18 protein-coding genes are annotated in these 21,588 nt (G+C 67.6%); 10 read left to right on the forward strand and 8 right to left on the reverse strand.

Going from position 1 to position 21,588, the window contains the following annotated elements; genetic code table 11:
* Positions 1 to 358: 358 nt before the first annotated feature.
* From AB1L88_RS00115 to AB1L88_RS00125, 3 genes are all read left to right on the forward strand, one after another.
* Positions 359 to 3,307: a sigma-70 family RNA polymerase sigma factor gene (locus AB1L88_RS00115; protein WP_367094589.1), complete on the forward strand. Its 2,949-nt coding sequence runs from the start codon at positions 359 to 361 to the stop codon at positions 3,305 to 3,307.
* Between the two features lie 116 nt (positions 3,308 to 3,423).
* Entirely contained in the window at positions 3,424 to 3,990 is a 567-nt protein-coding gene (locus AB1L88_RS00120) for a Uma2 family endonuclease (protein WP_367094590.1), read from the forward strand.
* A gap of 154 nt (positions 3,991 to 4,144) precedes the next feature.
* Positions 4,145 to 4,945, forward strand: a complete 801-nt coding sequence (locus AB1L88_RS00125) for a phage Gp37/Gp68 family protein (RefSeq protein ID WP_367094591.1) — start codon at positions 4,145 to 4,147, stop codon at positions 4,943 to 4,945.
* A gap of 205 nt (positions 4,946 to 5,150) precedes the next feature.
* On the opposite strand, the gene AB1L88_RS00130 is transcribed toward AB1L88_RS00125, so the two are convergent.
* From AB1L88_RS00130 to AB1L88_RS00140, 3 genes are all read right to left on the reverse strand, one after another.
* Positions 5,151 to 5,390 (reverse strand): hypothetical protein, encoded by a 240-nt coding sequence (locus AB1L88_RS00130; protein WP_367094592.1) that lies wholly within the window; start codon positions 5,388 to 5,390, stop codon positions 5,151 to 5,153.
* A 173-nt stretch (positions 5,391 to 5,563) separates the two neighbouring features.
* Complete coding sequence (locus AB1L88_RS00135) at positions 5,564 to 6,532, reverse strand: hypothetical protein (RefSeq protein WP_367094593.1); 969 nt, start codon at positions 6,530 to 6,532, stop codon at positions 5,564 to 5,566.
* Positions 6,495 to 7,766 carry a multiheme c-type cytochrome gene (locus tag AB1L88_RS00140; RefSeq protein WP_367094594.1) on the reverse strand — a complete coding sequence of 424 codons (1,272 nt, stop codon included), beginning with the start codon at positions 7,764 to 7,766 and terminating at the stop codon, positions 6,495 to 6,497. Before AB1L88_RS00140 ends, AB1L88_RS00135 begins: the two co-directional genes overlap by 38 nt.
* A 373-nt stretch (positions 7,767 to 8,139) precedes the next feature.
* On the opposite strand from AB1L88_RS00140, the gene AB1L88_RS00145 reads away from it, so the two are divergent.
* Positions 8,140 to 10,221: a thioredoxin domain-containing protein gene (locus AB1L88_RS00145; protein ID WP_367094595.1), complete on the forward strand. Its 2,082-nt coding sequence runs from the start codon at positions 8,140 to 8,142 to the stop codon at positions 10,219 to 10,221.
* 60 nt (positions 10,222 to 10,281) lie between these two features.
* The gene (locus AB1L88_RS00150; protein WP_367094596.1) at positions 10,282 to 10,836 is read left to right on the forward strand and encodes an RNA 2'-phosphotransferase; all 555 of its coding nucleotides are present in this window, start codon (positions 10,282 to 10,284) and stop codon (positions 10,834 to 10,836) included.
* Positions 10,837 to 10,852: 16 nt separating this feature from the next.
* On the opposite strand, the gene AB1L88_RS00155 is transcribed toward AB1L88_RS00150, so the two are convergent.
* The 3 genes from AB1L88_RS00155 to AB1L88_RS00165 form a co-directional block, all read right to left on the reverse strand.
* On the reverse strand, positions 10,853 to 11,989 hold the full coding sequence (locus tag AB1L88_RS00155) for an ATP-binding protein (protein WP_367094597.1): 1,137 nt from the start codon (positions 11,987 to 11,989) through the stop codon (positions 10,853 to 10,855).
* A 10-nt stretch (positions 11,990 to 11,999) separates the two neighbouring features.
* A complete protein-coding gene (locus tag AB1L88_RS00160) occupies positions 12,000 to 12,440 on the reverse strand; it encodes a response regulator (protein WP_367094598.1) in 441 nt (146 codons plus the stop codon).
* Positions 12,441 to 12,549: 109 nt separating this feature from the next.
* The gene (locus AB1L88_RS00165; protein ID WP_367094599.1) at positions 12,550 to 14,076 is read right to left on the reverse strand and encodes an ATP-binding protein; all 1,527 of its coding nucleotides are present in this window, start codon (positions 14,074 to 14,076) and stop codon (positions 12,550 to 12,552) included.
* A 197-nt stretch (positions 14,077 to 14,273) separates the two neighbouring features.
* On the opposite strand from AB1L88_RS00165, the gene AB1L88_RS00170 reads away from it, so the two are divergent.
* The 5 genes from AB1L88_RS00170 to AB1L88_RS00190 all read left to right on the forward strand — a co-directional run bounded on the left by AB1L88_RS00170 (position 14,274) and on the right by AB1L88_RS00190 (position 19,249).
* Entirely contained in the window at positions 14,274 to 15,686 is a 1,413-nt protein-coding gene (locus AB1L88_RS00170; protein WP_367094600.1) for a S41 family peptidase, read from the forward strand.
* Between the two features lie 225 nt (positions 15,687 to 15,911).
* The gene (locus AB1L88_RS00175) at positions 15,912 to 16,334 is read left to right on the forward strand and encodes a hypothetical protein (protein ID WP_367094601.1); all 423 of its coding nucleotides are present in this window, start codon (positions 15,912 to 15,914) and stop codon (positions 16,332 to 16,334) included.
* Complete coding sequence (gene tsaD / locus AB1L88_RS00180; RefSeq protein WP_367094602.1) at positions 16,322 to 17,404, forward strand: tRNA (adenosine(37)-N6)-threonylcarbamoyltransferase complex transferase subunit TsaD; 1,083 nt, start codon at positions 16,322 to 16,324, stop codon at positions 17,402 to 17,404. Before AB1L88_RS00175 ends, tsaD begins: the two co-directional genes overlap by 13 nt.
* 156 nt (positions 17,405 to 17,560) lie before the next feature.
* Positions 17,561 to 18,274: an HAD family hydrolase gene (locus AB1L88_RS00185; RefSeq protein ID WP_367094603.1), complete on the forward strand. Its 714-nt coding sequence runs from the start codon at positions 17,561 to 17,563 to the stop codon at positions 18,272 to 18,274.
* 87 nt (positions 18,275 to 18,361) lie between these two features.
* Complete coding sequence (locus tag AB1L88_RS00190) at positions 18,362 to 19,249, forward strand: carbon-nitrogen hydrolase (RefSeq protein WP_367094604.1); 888 nt, start codon at positions 18,362 to 18,364, stop codon at positions 19,247 to 19,249.
* On the opposite strand, the gene AB1L88_RS00195 is transcribed toward AB1L88_RS00190, so the two are convergent.
* Both AB1L88_RS00195 and AB1L88_RS00200 read right to left on the reverse strand, forming a co-directional pair.
* Positions 19,246 to 20,217 (reverse strand): TIGR03067 domain-containing protein, encoded by a 972-nt coding sequence (locus tag AB1L88_RS00195; RefSeq protein WP_367094605.1) that lies wholly within the window; start codon positions 20,215 to 20,217, stop codon positions 19,246 to 19,248. The genes AB1L88_RS00190 and AB1L88_RS00195 overlap by 4 nt on opposite strands.
* 168 nt (positions 20,218 to 20,385) lie before the next feature.
* Positions 20,386 to 21,531 (reverse strand): acyl-CoA dehydrogenase family protein, encoded by a 1,146-nt coding sequence (locus AB1L88_RS00200; protein ID WP_367094606.1) that lies wholly within the window; start codon positions 21,529 to 21,531, stop codon positions 20,386 to 20,388.
* Positions 21,532 to 21,588: the final 57 nt, after the last annotated feature.

Genomic DNA, 21,588 nt, shown 5'->3' on the forward strand with positions numbered 1-21,588 from the left:
TGGATTTCGAGGAGGATCGGCTCAAGGGAGGAGGTTCGGATCGGTCACCGGTTGGCGATGGGGTCGGGAAAAGGCAGGGGACCTTTCACCCTCACACGATGGTGGACACCCGGGAACAACCCACCCGGATTGGGTGGAAGGTCCGGTAGGGAACGTCGGTCATGCATTAGTATCGTGATTTTGGGCAGCCAAAATGGGAGAATCGGGAAGATTTCCGGGATGGGGCGAAGGATCGGGCCGCATTGCCTGAAACCGGGAGGGGAGAAGCGGGCATAGCAGGAGGAGGAGCGAGCACGACCCTCGACGCCCGGCGCGAAGCCCGGCGGGGGGGGTGGACCAGGATGAAGGGGGCGGCCGGATGGGAAGGCGGTTATCGGGGGACGTGATCCGGCAGATTGGCGCGATCTACCGGGGGGGGACGGTCGCGGGCCTGGGGGATGAGGACCTGTTAGATCGGTTCGTCACGCGGGACGACCGCGCGGTGGCCGAGGCGGCCTTTCAGGCGATCGTCACCCGGCATGGGCCGATGGTGCTGGGGGTCTGTCGTCGCGTGCTCCCGGACCCGGCCGACGCGGAGGATGCCTTCCAGGCGACGTTCCTCGTGCTGGCGAGGAAGGCAAGATCGGTCCGGGTGAGGGACGGATCGCTCGGCCCGTGGCTGCGGGGGGTGGCGCGGAAGGTCGCCGGGAAGGCGCAGCGCCAGGCGGTGCGGCGGCCGGACGGTCGCGGGTCGGGTGTGCCTGAGGTCGCGTCGACGGCCCTGGGGCCGACCGAGGCGGCGGAGTCCCGGGAGCGGGCGGTCCTCGTTCGCCGCGAGGTCGCCGGGTTGCCGGAGCACTACCGGCGGGCGGTGGAGCTGTGCCACCTGGAAGGCCGGAGCATCGACGAGGCCGCCGCGGCGCTCGGGCGCCCGAGCGGGACGATCAAGGTCCGCCTGGCCCGGGCCCGGGCCTTGCTTCGCGTTCGATTGAGTCGTCGGGGAGTCTCGCCCGACCCGCTGCCGGTCGTCCCGGCGGCCTTGATCGCCCGGACGGTCCGGGTGGTGGCGGTGGACACCTTCCGATCGGCCGGGGTGGCGGGATTGGGGGCGTTCGGTTCCGGGGCGGTGGTCACTCTTGCGGAAGGAGCACTCACGATGATGGCATGGGCGAAGGTGCAAGGGGCGGGCGTGGCGTTGCTCTCGCTGGGGGTGACGGTCGCGGCGGTCGGGGGCCTGACGGAAGGAATTGGGGGAGGATCGGGAGAGGACTCGGCCGAGGGCGGGGCGGTTGCGATTGCCAGCCCGGGCGATGGGGCCGGGACGCGTCCAATCTCCGAAAAAGACCCGGTCATGGGCGCGGACCCGGAACTTGCCGCACCAGGTCAAGAAGACGTGAATCCACGAGTTCAGCTCTTCTTATCCGGGGCGGAAATCGGCCGGGTTGAGGACGAGCTCAACCAGCTTGTCGCACGGCTCGCCGATCTGCAGGGACAGCAAGCCGAGCTGGAGGACCAGATCTCCGACCGATGGGACACCCTTCGTGAGATGGTCGGCCAGGCCAATCAGAATATTCAGGCCGACTCTGACGACCGACCGGAACGGCCGCCTGCCGGGCGTCGGACGGGGACCCCTGGCGATTCGCCGATCCAACGATCGCCCTTCGACCACCCTATTCGGCTCGATCGCGGCCGCGAGCGAAACCCCGAGGCGGATGCCGCCGCTGAGGAAGGGGTGGTGTTGCCGACCGTTCTTGAAGAGGTCGCCCAGGAAGGTGAGGCTGTTGCGGATCGGATCGCATCGCTCGACAAGGAAATTCAACATTTGAAGGGAAGGTTGATCCCCAAATACCGCGAAGAACTAACGGTGTTGCAGAGCAGGAAGGCCGAACTCGACGCAAAGTTCGACATGGTCACGAGCACCATAACCAAACTCGAACGCTTTGAGCTGGAACTGACCGCCGAGAGAAATCGGCTGAATTCACCTCCCGCGGAGCGGCCCAGCGAGGGACTTCCGCTTGATCAGTCTCGACCCGAGGAACCGCGTCGGGCCGAGGGGGAAGCGGATCGACCACCGGCGGGGCAAGGCGATGGTCCCTTCGATCTCCCACCGAGGAGATCACCCTTCGATCAGAACGACGTGCTGCCCGAGATCGGCGGGAGGCGGAACCCCGAGGCGGATCGGGAGGAGGGCCGATTGCCCGAGCCTCCGGAGTGGGTATCGCCCGAGGCACCTCGGGATCGGGAGCGTGCCGAGAATGCTCCGCCCGAGTACGTGGTGGAGCCGCCGGACATGATCCGCATCGAGGTCCTGGAGGCGCTGCCGGGTCGGCCGATCAATGGGGAACGCCTGGTCCGGCCCGACGGGAGGGTGTCGCTCGACTTCTATGGTGAGCTTTATGTCGAGGGGCTGACCCCGATGGAGATCAAGGAGAAGGTGGTCCTCCACCTTCGCCGATTCCTGGCCGACGCGGCGCTCGGATTGATCGAGGTCAATCCGAGGACGTCCGAGTACATGATGATACACCCTCGGGATTCGAAATGCGTCTTCGTCGATGTGACGACTTATAACAGCAAGAATTATTACATCCAGGGCGACGTCATCGTGCCGGGCCGACTCCACGTCACCGGCCGGGATACGGTCCTCGACGCGATCAACTATGCCAATGGCCTCCTGCCGACGGCCGACCTGAAGAACATCCGCCTGGTGCGTCCCCCGGCCGGGGGGAGCGAAGGGGAGGGCGAGGCCGAGGTCCTGCCGATCGACTGGGAGGGGATCGTCGAGCGGGGCGAGACCGAGACGAATTACACGCTGAAGCCGGGGGATCGCATCCTCGTGGGCCGGAAGGCCGAGCAGGTCGACGCGCGGCAGAAGATCGTGGATTGGTTCCTGGCGGATGAGAAGGTGCGGAATATGCGGGATGCGCTCATCAAGTTCGATCGTCGAATCGAGGAACTCCAGAGTCGCATTCGCAACGCAAACGACCCGGCCCTGAGACGCATGCAAGAGGGCCGACGGCAGTTGTGGGAACAGTATCAGGAACTCTGGGATGCGCGAGAGTCTGAATCTCGCTCCAGGCTGGCCGACAAGTTCGGGATGGACTGGGATCCGAGCTGGATGGAGGGGGGGCCGCCCCCGATTGACGATCACGCCTGGGATGCGCCGGGGGAGACGCCGGGCGATCCGGGATCGGAGGGGAGGACGCTGTCGGAGGTGGAAGAGGCCGTCCGAAGGATGGAGAGGAAACTCGATGCGCTGATGGAGCGGAGCGAAGCACGACCGGACGGAGCCGGGGCCGATGAAGCCTCGGCGGACGTTTCGGGGCCTTGATGGCACACCCACGTCAGCCTAGGTGAACTGCCCCACTCGACTTGTCCCGCGAGCGGGTGGGGTGGATGATGAGGGCAGTCCAGTCCGGGATTTCGAAGGGTTTGCTGGGGGGAACGATGATGGCCGGCGCCGCCACCACGACCGGGATGACGATCGAGGCGTTCCTGACGCTGCCCGAGGATGGGATGCGGCGGGAACTCATCAGGGGAGAGGTCTGGGAAAAGGAGATGACCCGTCGGAACCGGTGGCATAGCGCGGTGGAGAGCCGGATCGTGAAGGTGCTTGGCCTCTGGCTTGATACGCGACCGGAGCCGAGGGGGCTGGTTGTTTCGGGGGAGGCGGGGTTCGTCTTGCAGCGCGAGCCGGATTCGGGGGTGGGGATCGACGTGGCGTATGTGTCGGCGGAGGTGGCGGCGAGGAATCCGGAAGGGGCCTATTTCGAAGGGCCGCCGGTGCTGGCGGTGGAGATCCTGTCGCCGTCGGACATGCAGCAGGAGATTGATGAGAAGATCGTCCTGTACCTGGAAACGGGGGTCGCGATCGTCTGGATCGTCAACCCGCGGTTCAAGACGGTGACGGCCTACCGGCCCGACACGCCGCCGGAGCAGTTCAACGAGGTCCAGGAACTGACCGCCGAGCCCCATCTGCCGGGCTTTCGGGTGCCGGTGGCGAGCCTGTTCTGAGCCGGATCGCGACGACGGGGCGAGGCTCGGCGCGGTTCCCATTGGTACAATCTCGCATGAAGAGGATGAAGGATGTCCTGGGGGAAGTTCCCGGGGTGAGGCGTGATGGGCCATGGTCCGCAACGCCTCGTCGCGGCCAGCAAGGCGGGGCGGGATGGCGGATCACTCGAAGATCGAATGGACGGATGCGACGTGGAACCCGGTGAGGGGGTGCACGAAGATCAGCCCGGGGTGCGTGCATTGCTATGCGGAGACGTTCGCGGAGCGGTTCCGGGGGGTGCCGGGGCATCCGTATGAGCAGGGGTTCGACCTGAAGCTGATCCCGGGGAAGCTGCTGGAGCCGTTGAGGTGGTCGAGGCCGAAGATGGTGTTCGTCAACTCGATGAGCGACCTGTTCCACAAGGATGTGCCGGAGGAGTATGTGAGGGCGGTGGCGGGGGTGATGAGGGAGACACCCTGGCATACGTTTCAGGTGCTGACGAAGCGGTCGGAACGCTTGCGGGAGTTGCTGAACGGGGGATTGAGGGAGTTCGCGGGGGAGGCGCACATCTGGTGGGGGGTGAGCGTCGAGAACAGGAAGCACGGTTTGCCGAGGATCGAGCACCTGAGGGAGACGCCGGCGGCGGTCAGGTTTCTCTCGGTGGAGCCGTTGCTGGAAGATCTGGGAGCAGTGGATCTGGAGGGGATTGACTGGGTGATCGTCGGCGGGGAGAGCGGGCACGGGGCGCGGCCGATGCAGGCGGACTGGGTGCGGGGCTTGCGCGATCAGTGCAAGGAGTCGGGGGTGCCGTTCTTCTTCAAGCAGTGGGGCGGCGTGAGGAAGAAGGCGGCGGGGAGGGAACTCGACGGCAGGACGCACGACGAGCGGCCGGGGCCGAGCCGGGTGGCGATGGCAACGGCGGAGGAGCGGGCGGCCTTGATCCGGGGCTGGGAGCGTCGAGCGGCGGCGATCTGAAGGGCGGCGGGGAAGGAGGCGGGCGGGAGGGGCGGCTCGTACGATCCCGAGGAAACCCGGGCGAATGAATGGGAATGATGGTTCAGATTTGATCACGTCTGTGATCGACAAGGCCCCCTTGGATCCCGTCGTCAGCCCCTGGGAGGGGAGGACGACGGGGCGAGGGGGCGTTGAGGAACGAGCCGGAGGGCCGGGAGGGCCGGGATCATTGGCCTTGCTGCTGGGACAGCATGTGCATGAGATGATCCCGGATTTCCTCGACCTGGCGGATGTCCTGCTCCTGGAGTTTCTGGAGCATTTCGACGCATTCCTGCGCGTTTTCTCTCTTGGCGTCCGCGATGTACTTCTCGTAGGCGTTCAGGCCCTCGGCCTTGGACTGCAAGACGGTGATCCAGTCGTACATCAGGTCGGAAATGGGGCTGGTGGGGGTCTTCTGAGCGGCCATGAGCGTGTCTCCTCGGGTGTGTCATCGGTGGGGAATACCCGGGAGGATATTGAGCAATGATGATGCCGGTCGGGAGGGAGATTCGGTCGATCTGGCCGAATTGAAGTGAAGAGGGGGCGCTTGCCGGTCCCGGCCTCCAGGGAGGGAAGAGACCGGGACCGGGCCGGATTGCATCAGGAACGGGCAGACGAGGGGGACGCGTCGAGGGTTGGGCGGTGGCGGGGACGGCCGACGACCCCGGGGCAGGCGAGGGCGATGGCCCAGAGGCCGAGCAGCGCGAGGGTGGCGAGGTCGGCGAAGAGGAGGGGGGCGAAGATGGGGGCGCCGTAGATGAACGATTCCCAGAGGGTGGGCATCGGGCCGCGGAGGTTCGGGATCAGGTGGAAGAGGAAGCCGAGGAGGCCGACGACGAACTGGGCGAGCAGGACGAGGACGGCGAGGCGCCAGGTCGATCGGCTGGCGGGGAAGGCGGCGACGGCGATCAGGGAGCCGACGGCATAGGCGGCGGCGATGACCCCGATCCACTCGGAGGGGTAGAAGAAGCCGTTCTGGGCGTGGTCGGCCAGGCAGAGGACGAAGTTGCCGAGGAAGCCCCCCATCGCCAGCAGGACGACCCAGCGGGCCCATTCGAGGCTGCGGGCGTGCTCGGTCCGGTTGAGGATGACGAGCAGGCCCAGCCCGGCGTAGGCCAACGGGGCGGCGAAGGGGGCGGTGTAGACGAGGTTGTGGATCGTCTGCGAGGTGAAGAAATGGCTTTGCAGGTGCAGGATCATCCCGGCCACGCCGACGACGATGCCCAGCGCCCCGACGAGGATCCCCAGCCATCGCGCGAGCCAGCGTCGCCAGCGGGGAGGGCCGTCGTCGAGGGGGTCGCCGGGGAGGTGCGGGGAGAGTCGGCCCTGGATGAGCCAGCAGAAGACCAGGGCGGGAGCCGCGGCAAGGGAGTAGAAAAAGGGGATCCACTCGCCGGCGTGGGCGAAGCGGTTCATGGAGTGGGCGAGGTAGATGTCGAGGGTCAGGACGGCGAAATTGACGGCCGCGAACAGCTCGACCCAGAAAAGGGGACGGGCCCACCAGGGGGACGAGGTGGGGGCGGCGGCCGGGTCAGTCGGCGTCGGTGGCGGCGTCGGATGAGTCGGCATCCGGCTGGCCCTCCCCGCGCAGTTCGGCGGCCTGGTGCTTGATCTCGGCGAGCTTGGCGACGAGCTCGTAGAAGCCGTGCCACTGGACGAAGTCGGCCCCCCCCATGAAGGCGCCGTGCTTGGCGGTGCGGCCGTAGTAGTGCCAGAGGTCGAAGTAGAGGAACTCGATCGGCTCGTCGAAGGGGTCGGGGGTGAGCAGGTTTTCCTCGCGGAGCCCTTCCATGACCTCTCGGGCCTGCTTGACGAGGGAGTTGGTGGACTTGAGGACGGCCTCGGCCTCGCGGTAGAAGGTGCTGATATTGTTGTTCGTGTGGCATTCGAGGCAGGACGCCTTCATCTCGATCTGCTTCTTGCGGAAGTCGTCGCGGCGGTCGGAGACCTCGGCGAAGAGGTAGTACGAGAGGCGTTCGCCGACGTCGTGGGTGGGGTCGAGGCGGTCGCCGATGCCGCTCATGTGGCAGGTGGAGCAGGTGGGGACGGGCATGTCCTTCGAGGTGAGGGTCTTCGGGTCGGCCGAGAGGTTCATGTGGTGGCGCTGGGCGTGGAAGAGGACGCCGTGCTTGGATTCGTTGTAGATTTCGAGCTGCGAGTGGTCGGGCCCCATGTGGCACTGGCCGCAGGTCTGGGGGGATCGGGCCAGCTCGACCGAGGCGACGTGCCGGGCGTGGCACGAGGTGCACGAGCCGATCGAGCCGTCGTCGTTCGGCTTGCCGATGTCGTGGCACTTCTGGCACCCCTTGGTGATCGAGGCGGGGCCCTGGAGGATGGCCAGGGCGTTCGGCTCGCGGTCGACCCAGCCGGGGTGGTGCTGCTCGCCGAAGGCGACCTGCTCGGCGGTGAAGTCCTTCGACCCGGTGACGGCGGCCCAGGAGGGGGCGGCGTGCCGGCTGCGGAGGTACTGGTCGTATTGGTCCTGGTGGCAGCCGGAGCAGTTGAGGGAGGTGACCTGTTTGGCGATCTCGAACCCCTGGTGCGGCAAGATCTCCTGGCCCTCCTTCGGGGTGTGGCAATCCATGCAATTGAGGCCGGCGGAGGCGTGGGCGCTCATCTCGAATTCGTGGACGACGGCGCCGGTCTCGTGCTCGTGGCACTGGGCACAGCGGCCGGTGGCCTTGACCATGGCCGGGGTGGTGCGGGCGACCTCGACGCTCGGGCGCCGGCTGTTGACGACGAAGGCGGCCACGATCATGGCCGTGCCGAGGAAGACGGCGATGAAGACACCGCGGAAGGACATAGCGACCTGCTCGACCTGAGGGCTTGATTGACGAGGAGCCGATCCCGGGGTCGGCTCGGTTCCGATCCCGGCGGTTCGGGACGTCGGGCAACCGAGATCCGGGGCGTCGGTCGACCGAGGCCCGAATGTTGCACACGACGTACCGAGGACTCGAGACGGGGCCGGCCCGGACGATTCGGAGAAGGGGGCGAGCCGGGCCTCGTGATCCGCTTATAATCGAGATCGTCCCGAGGCCGCTTCAGAATGACCCGGAGCCTGGGGCGAATCAAGGCGACTCTTTCTGATTTTTCCCGAAAAGGCCCGCCCGGAGGTTCGATCGGCCCCGATCGCCCGAGAGGATGAGGTCTGTGCCCTTGACGACGAGGCGATTGACATGACCCACGCCGCCGACCGACCCGCCAACCGCCTTGCCGGGGAGACGAGCCCGTACCTGCTCCAGCACCAGCACAACCCGGTCGACTGGTATCCGTGGGGCGAGGAGGCGTTCGCGAAGGCGAGGGCCGAGGACAAGCCGATCTTCCTGTCGGTCGGCTACTCGGCCTGCCACTGGTGCCACGTGATGGAGCGGGAGAGCTTCGAGGACGAGGCGATCGCCCGGATCATGAACGAGCACTTCGTCAACGTGAAGGTCGATCGGGAAGAACGGCCGGACGTGGACCAGATCTACATGGCGGCGATTCAGGCATTGAGCGGGCACGGCGGCTGGCCGATGTCGGTCTTCCTGACCCCCGACGGGAAGCCGTTCTGGGGGGGGACTTATTTCCCGCCGAGAGACGCGAGGGGGATGCCGGGATTTGCTCGCGTCTTGACCAGTATCCATGACGCCTGGACCGACCGGCGCGAGGCCTTGATGAACTCGGCGAAGGAGTTGACCGAGCACCTGGGGGCGGCGGGACGGGTGCCGGCGTCGGAGGGAGAGCTGGACGCGGGGTTGCTCGATCATGCGCTCAAGCAACTGGAGCGGGCATTCGAGCCGAAGGACGGCGGGTTCGGATCGGCGCCGAAATTCCCGCATCCGATGGACCTGCGATTGCTGTTGCGATTGCATCTGCATAAGGGGGATGATCACTCGTTGTACATGGTGCGGCACACGCTCGGGAAAATGGCGCGAGGGGGGATCTATGACCACCTGGGCGGCGGGTTCGCGCGGTATTCGACGGACAACGAGTGGCTGGTGCCGCACTTCGAGAAGATGCTCTATGACAATGCGTTGCTGGCCTCGACCTACATCGAGGCGTATCAACTCACCGAGGACCCGGAGTTCGCCCGGGTGGCCCGGGAGATCTTCGACTACACGCTCGGCCGCATGACCGACCCCGAGGGGGGCTTCTACGCCACCGAGGACGCCGACAGCGAGGGGGTGGAGGGGAAGTATTACGTCTGGACGCTCGACGAGATCGGCAAGGTGCTCGGGGGCGATCGGGCCGAGGCGTTCGCGACGGTCTACGACGTGACCGAGCGGGGGAACTGGGAAGGGCATACGATCCTGAACATGCCCAGGCCGCTCGATCAAGTCGCGGCGTCGCTCGGGCGGGACGTGGACGACCTGCGGCGCGAGCTGGACGAGGACCGGGCGAAGCTGCTGGCGGTGCGCGAGCAACGCATCGCGCCGGGGAAGGATACGAAGGTGCTCACGTCGTGGAACGGCCTGATGATCGCCGCGATGGCCGACGGGGGGCATGCCCTGGGGGACGATCGCTACCTCGACGCGGCGGAGAAGGCGGCGGGGTTCCTCCTCGATCGGATGCGGGGGGACGAGGGGCGCTTGCTGCACAGCTTCAAGGATGGTCAGGCGAAATTCAATGCGTATTTGGATGACCATGCGAACCTGATCGACGCCTTGACGCGGTTGTACGAGGCGACGGGCCGGGTGCGCTGGATTGCCTCGGCGTTGGAACTGACGGACGTGATGATCGCCCAGTTCTTCGATGCCGAGGAAGGCGGGTTCTTCTACACGGGGGTCGATCACGAAACCTTGATCACCCGCACGAAAGACGCGTACGACAACGCGACCCCTTCGGGAAACGCGATGGCCGCGACGGCCTTGGCGAGGCTGGCGGCGTTGACGGGGCGATCGGATCTGGAAGACCTGTCGCGGCGGACGATTCAATCGGTGAAACTGGTGCTGGAGAAGGCACCGACGGCGGCGGGGCAGAGCCTGATCGCGCTCGATTTCCTGCTCGGCCGGACGAAGGAGATCGCCGTGGTGGCAGGGGAGGATCGGGGGGAGATGGTCGAGGTCTTGCGGCGCATCCGGGGCCGGTTCTTGCCCCATGCGGTCGTCGCGCCGACGGCCCCGGAGGAGGGCGACCGGGCCGCGGCGGCCCGGATCGTGCCGTTGCTGACCGATCGGCCGGCGAGGGACGGGAAGACGACGATTTATGTCTGCGAAAACTTCACGTGTCGGGAGCCTGTCTTCGCGGATCGGCTCGACGAGGCACTCCGGGACAACTGACCGTCGGCGCGAACCGAGGAGGGTCCTCCCGTGTCGGCGATCGTGGGAGGGCCTTCGACGATGGCATCGCGGTCGATTCGGGTCAGCAAGTTCCTGAGCCTCGTGCTGCGGCACGCGCCGGGATCGATCGGCCTGACGCTCGACGAGGGAGGTTGGGCGTCGGTCGAGGAGTTGATTGCTTGCGCCGGGAGGCACGGGACGCGCCTGGACCGGGAGCTGATCGTCGAGGTCGTTGCATCGAATGACAAGCAGCGGTTCCGCCTGAGTGACGACGGGCTCCGGATCCGGGCGAGCCAGGGGCACTCGATTGCGGTGGACCTGGGGCTGGAGCCGGTCACGCCGCCCGAGGTGCTCTATCACGGGACGGCGAGGCGGTTTCTGGAGGCGATTTTGCGCGAGGGGCTCCGGCCTTCGGGCAGGCAGCACGTCCATCTCTCGGGGGATGAGGAGACGGCCGTCGCGGTCGGCCGTCGGCACGGGTCGCCGGTGGTCTTGCGGGTGGCGGCCGGGAGGATGGCGGCCGACGGTCTGGTCTTTTATCGATCGGACAACGGGGTCTGGCTGACCGATCGGGTTCCGTCGGCCTATTTGGAGGAGTTGGGTCGGGAGCGTTGACCGACCCACCGCCCGGTCAGGGGGCGGCGGGGTCGGCGACGTCGACCGAGGGGAGGGTGAAGCAGAAGGCGCTGCCCGAGCCGATCGGGGAGGGTTCGACCCAGATCCGGCCGCCGTGGGCCTCGACCACGCGCTTGCAGAAGGCGAGGCCGATGCCGGTCCCGGAGATGGTGGTCGGCTGGTGAAGCCGGCAGAACATCTCGAAGACCCGTTCGCGGTCCTCGGGCTTGATGCCGAGCCCGTTGTCGATGACCCGGAAGAGGGCGAAGCCGGCGTCGGCGGGCTGGGCCTCGATGCGGATGGCGGGGGGGGCGTCGCCGCGATACTTGACGGCGTTGCCGATGAGGTTCTGCATCAGGTGGTCGAGCTGCATCCGCTGGCCCCGGACGGCGGGAAGGGGGCCGTTGGAGACGGAGGCCCGGCCCTCGCGGAGGGTCTCGCGGAGGACGTTCAGGGCGTCGGAGAGCACGCGCTCCATCGGGACGATCTCGTTGCCCCGGCGCTCTTCGTTCTCGGCGTCGGCGAAGCGGAGCAGCTCGGAGACCAGCTCGCCGAGGCTCCGGATCGAGCCCTCGGCCTGGCCGAGGGCGTCGGCCAGCCGCTCCGGATCGGCCGCCACCCGTCGGGCGAGCATCAGGTTCAGCGAGACGACGTTCAGGGGGTTGCGGACCTCGTGCGCCATCAGGTGGGCGAAGCGTCGCAGCTCCTCGTTCCGGCGTTCGAGCTGGGCGGCGTAGTCCTGGAGCTGGCGCTGGGCGGCCTTGCGCTCGATGGCGTAGCGGATCGATCGGAGGAGGATCTCGCCGGTGATCTCGGATTTGACGAGGAAATCCTGGGCGCCGCGCTGGAGGGCATCGGCGGCGAAGTCGAGGTCATCGAGCGAGGTGAGGACGACGACCGGCAGCTCGGGCCGGGCGTCGAGGACGGCCTCGAGGGTCTGGCCGAGTCGGCTGTCGGGCAGGACCAGGTCGAGCAGCAGCGCGTGCAGCTCGTCGGCCCTGGCCAGGCGATGGCGGGCGTCGGCGAGGCACTGGACGTGTTCGAGGAGGACGGGCCGGCCCTTGGGCCGCGATCGGACGAGGTGTCGTCGGATCAGGTCGGCGTGGTCGGGGTCGTCCTCGACGAGCAGGACGCGGAGGGGTTGCGAGACCATGGAGGGGTGCTCACTCGTCGGTCCGAGGCGGGAGGACGTTCCAGACTCCCCAGTAGAGGCTCAGGTCGTTGACCATCTGGCGGAACTTCTCGAAGTCGACCGGCTTGACCAGATAGCTGTTGACGTGATGTTCATAGGCCCGTTCGCGGTCGGCCTCGGCGTCGGAGGTGGTGAGGATGACGACGGGCAGGTCGCGCAGTTCCTCGTCGGCCCGGATGGCGGCGAGGACCTCGAGGCCGTCGAGCTTCGGCAATTTCAGGTCGAGCAGGACGACGTCGGGCCGCTCGGCGTCGGGATACTTCTCGTCGCGGCGGAGGAAGGCGAGGGCCTCGACCCCGTCGGGGACGTGGGTGACGGAGTTGGCGACCCGGGCACGCCGGAGGTTCCGCTTCACGAGTTCGGCGTGGTCCTCGTCGTCTTCCACGAGCAGGAACTTGACCATGCGGCTCATCGGTGGAGGGGTCCTTGCGGGAGGGGGATGATTGCTCGTCGCGTCGGCGGTTCGCGGCGCGACGCGCGGGCCGGGTCGCGGGCACTGGGCCGGCAGGGATGGTCAGGCTTCACGAGGGTCTGAAATTCGGGCCGTGTGCCTCGCCGTCGCCGTCCTCGTCGGGATCGGGCTGCTCGGGCAAGGCGATCCAGAAGGTCGAGCCCTGGCCCAACTCGGAGTCGACCCAGGCCCGGCCGCGGAGGACCGAGGCGACCTTGGCCACCGAGGCCAGGCCGACCCCCGTGCCCGGCTTGGCGGTGTCGAGCCGCTGGAACAGGCCGAAGATCTTCTGATGATATTCCGGGGCGATCCCGGGGCCGGTGTCGCGGACGAACAGGAGGACCTGGCCGTCTTCGTTCTGGCCGCCGAGGGTGACGACCGTGCCCGGCTGCTCGCACGCATATTTGAGCGCGTTTTCGAGGAGATTTTCGAGGGCCCGCGACAGGTCGCGGTCGACGGCGAAGACGCGGTCGGGGAGGTTCGGGGCGACGTCGAGCCGGGCCTCTCGGTCCTCGAACCGGGGGCGCATGAACTCGACGACCTCGCCGACGAGCCGGGGCAGGTCGAGGGACTTCGGCGGGGAGTCGGAGCGGCCGATCCGGCTCAGTTCGAGCAGGTCGTCGATGAGCTGGTTCATCCGGGTGACGGCGTTGCGGACCCGCCGGGCGGCGTCGAGGGCCGACTCGGTGTCGCCGGCCTCGAGGTCTTCCTCCAGCAGGCCGACGTAGCCGGTGCAGGTGACGAGCGGGCTCTTCAGGTCGTGCGAGACGGTGTAGACGAACTGCTCCAGCTCGTCGCTCCGGCGGCGGAGGTCGCGGCCGGCGGAGACGAGCCGGCGTTCCATGGCGCGTCGGCTGGTGACGTCCTGGGCGATGATCGAGGCGCCGACGCTCTCTCCTCGGGCGTCCCGGATCGGCCCCATGCGGAGGGACAGCTCCAGGCGGTCGCCGTCGTCTCGGCGATGCACGACCACCTGGCCGGAGATGGTCTCGCCGCGCAAGGCCCGGGGCAGGAGGTCGGGCAGGAGGTCGAGCCGGACCCAGGGGGCGAGCGCGGCGAGCGGCCGGCCGAGGATGTCGCCGGAGGATCGGCCGAGGAGGCGCTCGGCCCCGCCGTTCCAGGCGATCACGACCGCGTCGCGATCGACGCCGATCACGGCATCGTCGTCGGCGTCGACGATCGCGGTGAGGTAGGCATTGCGGTCGAGCGTCCGGTGGAGGTCGTCGGTGTCCTGGATCGACCCGGCGAGGGTCTGGATGGGCAGGTCGTCGGAGGGTGGCGCCCCCCGGGCGCGGAACCAACGGGGGCCGGAGGCGGCCTGGAGGCGGAAGGCGACGTCGAGTTCTCCGCGGGTGGTCGCCTCGGCCAGGGCGGCGTCGAAGGCGGGGGCGTCGTCGGGGTGCATCCGGCGGCGGAGGGCGTCCCAGTTGGGCGGGATCGTCGTGGTCAGGGAGCCTTCGAGCAGCAGGTTGGTCCGGGGAGAGAACCAGACCATGCCGGTCGGGACGTCCCACTCCCAGAGCCCCTCGGTCGAGCCGTTGATGGCGCGACGGAGGCGGTCGATGTCCGCCTCGGCCAGGAAGGGGAGGTCGGGCATGATTCTCCTCGTTCGATGCGGCATCCTTCCGTGTCCTTCTCGCGACCGCTTGCCCGTTCTGCCCTTCGAAGACTAGGATTATAGCGTTCGACTGTCGCGCTGAGTACCACCTGGATCCCCCGACGGATGATCGGCGGCCACTCGGCGATCGCAAACGACCGACCCGATCGGCCCCTCATTGAGGAGGATACCGGCCCATGCCGCAACGCAACCTGCTGGCCATCGCGGCCGTCGGCCTCGCCTCGATCGCCTGCTGGCAGACGAGCCGGGGTGACTCGAAGGATTCGAAGGACGAGCTGATGGAGCTCTACGGCGTGTTCATCGATGCCGTCGAGCAGGTCGAGTCGAATTACGTGCGGGAGGTCTCGCGGCGCGAGCTGCTGGAATCGGCCCTGCAGGGGATGCTCCAGGACCTCGACCCGCACTCGACCTATTACAGCGAGTCGGAGTGGAAGACGTTCCAGCGCACGTTCGAAGGCAGCTTCAGCGGGATCGGGATCCAGGTGGAGGTGGACGCCAAGAGCAAGCGCCTGAAGGTGCTGGCGCCCTTGATCGGCACGCCCGCCTATCAGGCCGGGATCCTGGCCGGCGACCTGATCCTGGAGGTCGATGGCGAATCGACCGAGGGGATCACCCAGGACAAGGCCGTGGAGATGCTCCAGGGGCGCCCGGGGACCTCGGTGACGCTGACCGTGCTGCACCCGGGCAGCGAGAAGTCGGAGACGCTCGATGTGACCCGGGAGGTGATCGCCTCGGAGAGCGTGCTGGGGGTGGACCGCCGGGCCGACGACACGTGGGAGTACTTCCTCGACCCGGAGGCGAAGATCGGCTACATCCGCGTGAGCAGCTTCTACCAGACGACCGCGGCCGACATCCGCCGGGCGATGGAGCAGCTCCAGGGCGAGGGGATGCGTGGGCTGATCCTCGACCTGCGGACCAACCCCGGCGGCCTGCTGTCGGCGGCCGTGGAGGTGTCGGACCTGTTCGTCGACGGGGGCGTGATCGTCAGCACGAAGGGGCGGAACACCCGGGAGCGGCGGTTCATGGCCAACGGCAGCGGGACCTACGGCGAATTCCCGATGGTCATCCTGGTGAACAGCCACTCGGCCTCGGCCGCCGAGATCGTCTCGGCCTGCCTGCAGGACGCAGGGCGGGCGAAGGTGGCGGGGGAGCGGTCGTTCGGCAAGGGGTCGGTCCAGAACATCATCCCGCTCGAAGGCGGGGCGAGCTTCCTGAAGCTGACGGTCGAGAGCTACTTCCGCCCGTCGGGCGGGAACATCCACAAGTTCCCCGACATGACCGACGAGGACGAGTGGGGCGTCTCGCCCGACGAAGGATTGGAAATCGAGCTCTCGCCCGAGGAATACGTCCGGTGGGAACTGGCCCGGCGTCGCAAGGACGTGACCTCTCGGATCGCCCGGCGCGTGGTCGAGGAGGACCAGGCCGATGGCGAGGTGCCGCCCGACCGGCAGCTCGACAAGGCCCTCGAGTTTCTCCGGGGTGAGCTGGACGGGGAGGACGCGGCCTCGGACGCCGGCGAATCGGAACCGTCTGGGGAGTCGGAGGACGCGGCGCCGGAAAGCGACACCACCGAGACGCCGAGCCTCTAGGACAGTTGCCTCATCGTCGTCGAGTCCCGATCGGGGGACGGAGCCCTTTCCCGCAGGAAAGATGTGCAAGGGGGTGCTCCGGCCCCCGTCGCCCCTGAGCTAACCAAGGCCGGTCGACCGTGGAGGACGCTTGCGGCAGGGGACGAACGAAGTCCGTGTCTCAGGCGTTCCCGGGATGGAGGGCCCATCGACAGCCCTGGGCCGATCGGGAGAGGGCCGAACGCCGTGGTTGAGGAGTTCGACATCTGGCAATGTCTTCAAGGCGAGCTGGAGGCTGTTCGGCGGTTTCAGGAGAGCGTGGACGGCGATCCGGAGGGGGAGGGGCTGGAGGCGATCGCCCCCGCCGGGGTGTTTGCGATGCGTCGTCTGGTGACCCCGCTCGACGCGGAACAGGTCCGGGCGATGACGGGGGGCGCCGTCCCGGTGATCCTGCTGCCCGATGGCTCGTGGGAGGCGCTTGATGCGGAGTTGCAGGCCGAGGCGCTCGTGACGACCTGGCGGGGCGACGAGGCGGATTGCCGGCTCGAGGCCCTTCGGCATGGTGCCCGACTCGTGATCCGCGTCACGGGCAGGGCGGTCCTGGACCTGGATGTTCAATCGAGCCTTGTGGATGAATTGTGGCACCCTTCGAGTCGATGGCAATTGTGACCGATTCCTTGCTCCTGCTGGCGATCGAGACGACCTGCGACGAGACCGGCGCCGCCGTGCTGGAAGGCCCGAGGCCCCCGAAACGAGGGGTGCCGAGGGTGCGGTCGAGCGTGGTGGCGTCGCAGGTGGAGTTGCATGACCGGTTCGGCGGGGTCGTGCCGGAGATCGCCTCGCGAGAACATGTGAGGCAGCTCCTGCCGATCGTCGACGAGGCGCTGAGGCGGGCCGGGGTGGGGCTCGACGAGATCGGCGCGGTGGCGGTGGCGACGAGGCCGGGGCTGGTCGGGTCGCTCGTCGTCGGCCTGACGGCGGCGAAGGTGCTGGCGATGGCGCTGGATGTCCCCCTGGTGGCGGTCGACCACCTGGAAGCCCACCTTTATGCCTGCCAGCTCGCGGAGCCTGAACGGGAGCTCTTTCCGAGCGTCGGGCTCGTCGTCTCGGGGGGGCACACGAGCCTGTTTCGATGCGACGGGCCGATCGACTCGGAACTCCTGGGCGGCACGATCGACGACGCGGCCGGAGAGGCGTTCGACAAGGTCGCCAGCTTGCTCGGCCTGGGGTATCCGGGGGGGCCGGGGGTCGAGCGGGCGGCGAGGGCCGGGAACCCGAAGGCGTTCGCGTTCCCGAGGGCCTTTTTGCGCGAGGAGCGGCTCGACTTCAGCTTCTCGGGGTTGAAGACGGCCGTGCTGTATGCCCTTCGCGGGCAGGATTCGCGAGGCAAGACGGGGGCTGATCCCGGCACGCCCGCACCCGAGGTCGTGGCCGATCTGGCTGCGAGTTTCCAGGAGGCGGTGGTGGAGGTTTTGGTGGCGAAGTGTCGCCAGGCGTTGCGGCAGACGGGCCTGAGGAGGCTGGGGATCGGCGGCGGTGTCGCGGCGAACGGGAGGTTCCGCGATCGGGTCGCGGCCATGGCCGTTGAGGAAGGAATCGAGCTGTTCATCCCGCCGATGGCGTTCTGCACCGACAACGCGGCGATGCTGGGCGTGGCCTTCCCGAAGCTGGCCGCGGGCCAGGTGGCCGACCTGGACATCGACGTGACCGCCGGCCTGGTGCGGCCGACGCGGCGATAAGGGCAGTCTCGGGGCAGGTGTTTTTTCCGGGGGTTGGTCCCGATGTCGGGGCCTGGGTCCCCTTTCCGATTGGTCGGGCGGGTTCACAATAGGAAGTTGAGGCTGCGATTGCGGGCGATCGCGGCGAACCGGGGGCGACGGAACGAAGGAGCAGGTATGGCCGTTGACGGGAGGAGGTTCGACGGGATCGAGGCGGTGGTGCTCGACGCGGTGGGCACCTTGATCGAGCCGAGCCCCTCGGTGGCCGAGGTGTATGCCGCGGCGGCCCATCGGCAAGGGATCGAGGCCGATCCCGAGGTGGTCCGGGTCCGGTTCAAGGAGCATTTCCGCCGCGACGAGCTGGACGACCTGCGCGGGCCGATGGTCACGGATGAGGCGATCGAGTACCGCCGGTGGCGGCGAATTGTGAGCGGGGTCTTGCCGGATTTGCCCGATCCGGAGCGGGCCTTTCTGGAACTCTGGGAGCATTTCGGCCGCGCCGAGGCCTGGCGATGCTTTGCGGATGTGACCCCGGCGTTGCGTCGCCTGCGGGCGGTCGGGCTTTCGATCCGGGTCGGCTCGAACTTCGATGGCCGATTGCGGGGGGTGCTCAACGGCTTGCCCGAGGTGGCGGAGCTGGCCGGGGCGGTTTCGATTTCGTCGGAGGTGGGGTATCGGAAGCCGCATCCGTCGTTTTACCGGGCGGTCTGCGATCGCCTGGCGATGCCGCCGCACCGGGTGCTCTCGGTGGGGGACGACCCGGAGAACGACGTGGACGGGGCCGGCCGGGCGGGATTGCGGGCGGTGCTCGTGGATCGGTCGGGTCGGCATCAGGATCGGCCGGGGGTGTTTCCCGATCTGGTGTCGGTGGCCGAATCGTTCGGGGGTTGAGGCCGGCTGCCCTGCGCGGGGGAGAGGTGATCGTGGTAAGATGAGCGTCTTGATTCCTTGATCCCTTTGCGATGGAAAGCCTCCTCGATGAGTCGATCTCCTCAGCCGTTTACGGTCGGACTTGTGCAGATGCGTTGCTCGACCGACCCGGACGAGAACCTGCGCCGAGCCTGCGACTTCCTGCGCGAGGCCGCGGGCAAGGGGGCGCAGGTGACGTGCCTGCCCGAGCTGTTCCGCTCGCAGTATTTCTGCCAGACCGAGGACCACGCGAATTTCGACCTGGCCGAGCCGATCCCCGGCCCCTCGACCGAGGCGATTGCCGAGGTGGCGAGGGAGACGGGGATGGTGATCGTCGCCTCGCTCTTCGAGTGGAGGGCGGCGGGCCTGTATCACAACACGGCGGTCGTGATCGATGCCGATGGGTCGATCCGGGGTCGGTATCGGAAGATGCACATCCCCGATGATCCGCTCTATTATGAGAAGTTTTATTTCACGCCCGGCGACCTCGGCTTCCAGTCGTTCCGGACGAGCCGGGCGAACGTCGGGACGTTGGTGTGCTGGGACCAGTGGTATCCCGAGGCGGCCCGCCTGACGGCGCTCAGGGGTGCGGATATTTTGTTCTATCCGACCGCCATCGGCTGGCACCCGAGCGAGAAGGACGAGTACGGCGAGGCCCAGGCCGACGCCTGGATGACCATGCAGCGCGCCCACGCGATCGCCAACGGCGTGTTCGTCGCCGGCGTGAACCGGATCGGCCACGAGGGGGACCCGGTCGGCGGCATCGAGTTCTGGGGCGGCACCTTCCTGGCCGACCCGTTCGGCCGCATCCTGGCGAAGGCCGGGCACGACACGGAGGAGGTTTTGGTCGTCGAGTGCGACCCGAAGCTCATGGAGACGACGCGGCGGCACTGGCCGTTCCTGAGGGACCGGCGGATCGACGCCTATGCGCCGATCGTGGAGCGGTTCCTGTCTTAATCGGAGTCGAGTTTTCGGTAGACCGTGAGGAGATTCCCGTCTGCCTCGGTCGCTTCGAAGGCGGTCGGCCTCGTCCCGCGATGGGACGTGCAAATCGTCAATGTTCCTTCGTCAAGCTCGTAAATTCCCAGGATTGTCTGGTCGTCCCGGAGGCGCGTGAGGTTGATCTGTCGAGGGGACGTCGTGGGATCCAGGTGGGTGATTTCCGATACGAATGCCGCTTCGTCTCCGAATCCGGATGTCACCTGATCGCCGCTGATCCTGATCCAACGACTTGGGAGCCCGGAATCGATCGTTTGAACCTTGTCGAGAAATGTCAAAGAAACGCACGTCCACGTGCCTGCGAGGTCGGGCAGCCCCTCGGCGTCAACCTCGAGCGTGGTGGTCGTTGCCCCGGAGGGCGGGCTGAATCCGGCCTCGTCGCGGATTTTGCTGGCTTCTGCGACAAGGGCATGCTTCAGGCGATCTGTTCCGTCCTCGTCGAGATTCCGGGCCGTTCGCTCGACCATCGAAAGGAAGTGCTCAATCCCCTCGTCCAGGACCGGATAGCCGATATTCCCATCGGGGCCGTTCGAGGTCACGATCGCTTCGCCGTCGACGTCCAGGATCGCATACCAAGGGATGCCGGGCACGCCCTCCGGTAGGTATCGCTCGAGGACTTCGGGGGCGTCCTTCATGCGGCCGACATCGATTTTCGCGATGACATATTCGCGCTCCATGACGGGGGCGACATGCTCGTGCGTGAGCAGGCGATCGAGCGTGTCACACCAGACGCAGTTGGGTCCTCCGACCTGGAGGAAGACCCGCTTTCCCAGGGATTTCGCCCGTTCCAGGGCTTCATCGAGGCTTTCCTGCGCGAGGGGCACGCGAGCCGTGTCGTCCTCGACACCTGGCGGAGTCGCGGCGGCTCCGGTGCCGAGGAGCGACAGCATCACGACGAAGCGAATCGGTGGGGCGAGTAAAACCATGGGGTCACACCTTGTTGCGAGTCCGGCGGGGACGCTCCCTGGCGGGCCGGAGCAGCCGGTTCGAACGCCAACTCCCTGAGGAGAATGGGCGTCGGCGGGCGCGCCGTCGCCCCGTCTTTCTCCGGAGGTCTGGTGTGGTCGCGCATGGTGTTGGAATGGGGGGCCGAGTCAGAGCTTCATCCGGGCGGCGATGATGTTGCGCTGGATGTCGTTGGTTCCGGAGAAGATGACGCCGCCGACGCTGTCGCGGAGGTCGCGCTCGATGCCGGTCTCGGTGATGTAGCCCTGGGCGCCGAAGTGGCGGATGGAGTCGAGGGAGTTGGCGACGAAGCACTCGGAGACGTGGAGCTTGGCCATGGCGGCCTCGAGCGTGGCGTCCTCGCCCCGGGCCTTCTTGCGGGCGAAGCTGTAGATGAGCTGGCGTGAGGTCTCGTGGCGCAGTTTCATGTCGACGATGCGATGGGAAACCGCCTGGAACTTGCCGATGGACTGGCCGAACTGCTTGCGCCTGCGGGCGTGGTCGACGCAGCGTTCGAGCTGGCGGCGCATGGTGCCGAGGGTGCCGGCGAGGATGGCGCCGCGTTCCCATTCGAGCGCGGCGTTGAAGACCCGGGCGCCGCGGCCTTCGCGTTCGAGGATGGCGTCGAGCGGCAATTCGCAGTCCTCGAAGGCGAGCTCGGCCATGGGGGCGGTCCGCATGCCGAGCTTCGGGATCTCGCGGACGACGCGGAGGCCGGGGGTGTCCCTCGGGACGATAAAGGAGGTGAGGCCGAGCGCCCCCTTGCCGGGGTCGATCGTGGCGAAGACGACGAGGACGTCGGCGATCGCGCCGCCGGTGATCCAGACCTTGCGGCCGTTGAGGACCCAGCGGTCGGCCTTCTTCTCGGCGGTCGTGTTCATGCTGAAGATGTCGGAGCCGGCCTCGGGCTCGCTGGCGGCGTTGGCGCCGAAGAGGGAGCCGTCGCAGAGGCCGGGGAGCCATCGGCGCTTCTGCTCCTCGGTGCCGAAGGCGAGGATCGGCATGGTGACCGTCCAGAGCGAGGCGCCGAGGGCGAAGACGAGGCCGGTGTCGGGGCAAGCGTAGCCGAGCCCCTCGACGGCGGCGACGGCGGAGACGAGGTCGTCGGACCCGCCGCCGTATTCCTTCGGCACGGGCAGGCCGAGCAGGCCGAGCGATCCGCACTTGCGGTAGCCGTCGCGGTGGAATTTGCCGAGGAGGTCGCGGTCGGCCACGTCGTCGCAGAGCTCGGAGCGGGCGAAGGTGACGGCGGCGTCGAACCAGGAGCGCTGGGCGGGGGTAAGCAGGTCGTCCATCGGGAAGCCTCCGTGCTCCTCGTCGAGGATATCGAGACACAGGCGATACGAACCGCG

This window comes from Tautonia sp. JC769, assembly GCF_040717455.1.
GTDB lineage: Bacteria > Planctomycetota > Planctomycetia > Isosphaerales > Isosphaeraceae > Tautonia.

What these genes read in the sequence shown, in the direction of transcription:
- AB1L88_RS00115 (WP_367094589.1), top strand. Translation starts at nt 359, where the DNA reads ATGGGAAGGCGGTTATCGGGGGACGTGATCCGGCAGATTGGCGCGATC.
- AB1L88_RS00120 (WP_367094590.1), top strand. Translation starts at nt 3,424, where the DNA reads ATGATGGCCGGCGCCGCCACCACGACCGGGATGACGATCGAGGCGTTC.
- AB1L88_RS00125 (WP_367094591.1), top strand. Translation starts at nt 4,145, where the DNA reads ATGGCGGATCACTCGAAGATCGAATGGACGGATGCGACGTGGAACCCG.
- AB1L88_RS00130 (WP_367094592.1), bottom strand. Translation starts at nt 5,390, where the DNA reads ATGGCCGCTCAGAAGACCCCCACCAGCCCCATTTCCGACCTGATGTAC.
- AB1L88_RS00135 (WP_367094593.1), bottom strand. Translation starts at nt 6,532, where the DNA reads ATGCCGACTCATCCGACGCCGCCACCGACGCCGACTGACCCGGCCGCC.
- AB1L88_RS00140 (WP_367094594.1), bottom strand. Translation starts at nt 7,766, where the DNA reads ATGTCCTTCCGCGGTGTCTTCATCGCCGTCTTCCTCGGCACGGCCATG.
- AB1L88_RS00145 (WP_367094595.1), top strand. Translation starts at nt 8,140, where the DNA reads ATGACCCACGCCGCCGACCGACCCGCCAACCGCCTTGCCGGGGAGACG.
- AB1L88_RS00150 (WP_367094596.1), top strand. Translation starts at nt 10,282, where the DNA reads ATGGCATCGCGGTCGATTCGGGTCAGCAAGTTCCTGAGCCTCGTGCTG.
- AB1L88_RS00155 (WP_367094597.1), bottom strand. Translation starts at nt 11,989, where the DNA reads ATGGTCTCGCAACCCCTCCGCGTCCTGCTCGTCGAGGACGACCCCGAC.
- AB1L88_RS00160 (WP_367094598.1), bottom strand. Translation starts at nt 12,440, where the DNA reads ATGAGCCGCATGGTCAAGTTCCTGCTCGTGGAAGACGACGAGGACCAC.
- AB1L88_RS00165 (WP_367094599.1), bottom strand. Translation starts at nt 14,076, where the DNA reads ATGCCCGACCTCCCCTTCCTGGCCGAGGCGGACATCGACCGCCTCCGT.
- AB1L88_RS00170 (WP_367094600.1), top strand. Translation starts at nt 14,274, where the DNA reads ATGCCGCAACGCAACCTGCTGGCCATCGCGGCCGTCGGCCTCGCCTCG.
- tsaD (WP_367094602.1), top strand. Translation starts at nt 16,322, where the DNA reads ATGGCAATTGTGACCGATTCCTTGCTCCTGCTGGCGATCGAGACGACC.
- AB1L88_RS00185 (WP_367094603.1), top strand. Translation starts at nt 17,561, where the DNA reads ATGGCCGTTGACGGGAGGAGGTTCGACGGGATCGAGGCGGTGGTGCTC.
- AB1L88_RS00190 (WP_367094604.1), top strand. Translation starts at nt 18,362, where the DNA reads ATGAGTCGATCTCCTCAGCCGTTTACGGTCGGACTTGTGCAGATGCGT.
- AB1L88_RS00195 (WP_367094605.1), bottom strand. Translation starts at nt 20,217, where the DNA reads ATGGTTTTACTCGCCCCACCGATTCGCTTCGTCGTGATGCTGTCGCTC.
- AB1L88_RS00200 (WP_367094606.1), bottom strand. Translation starts at nt 21,531, where the DNA reads ATGGACGACCTGCTTACCCCCGCCCAGCGCTCCTGGTTCGACGCCGCC.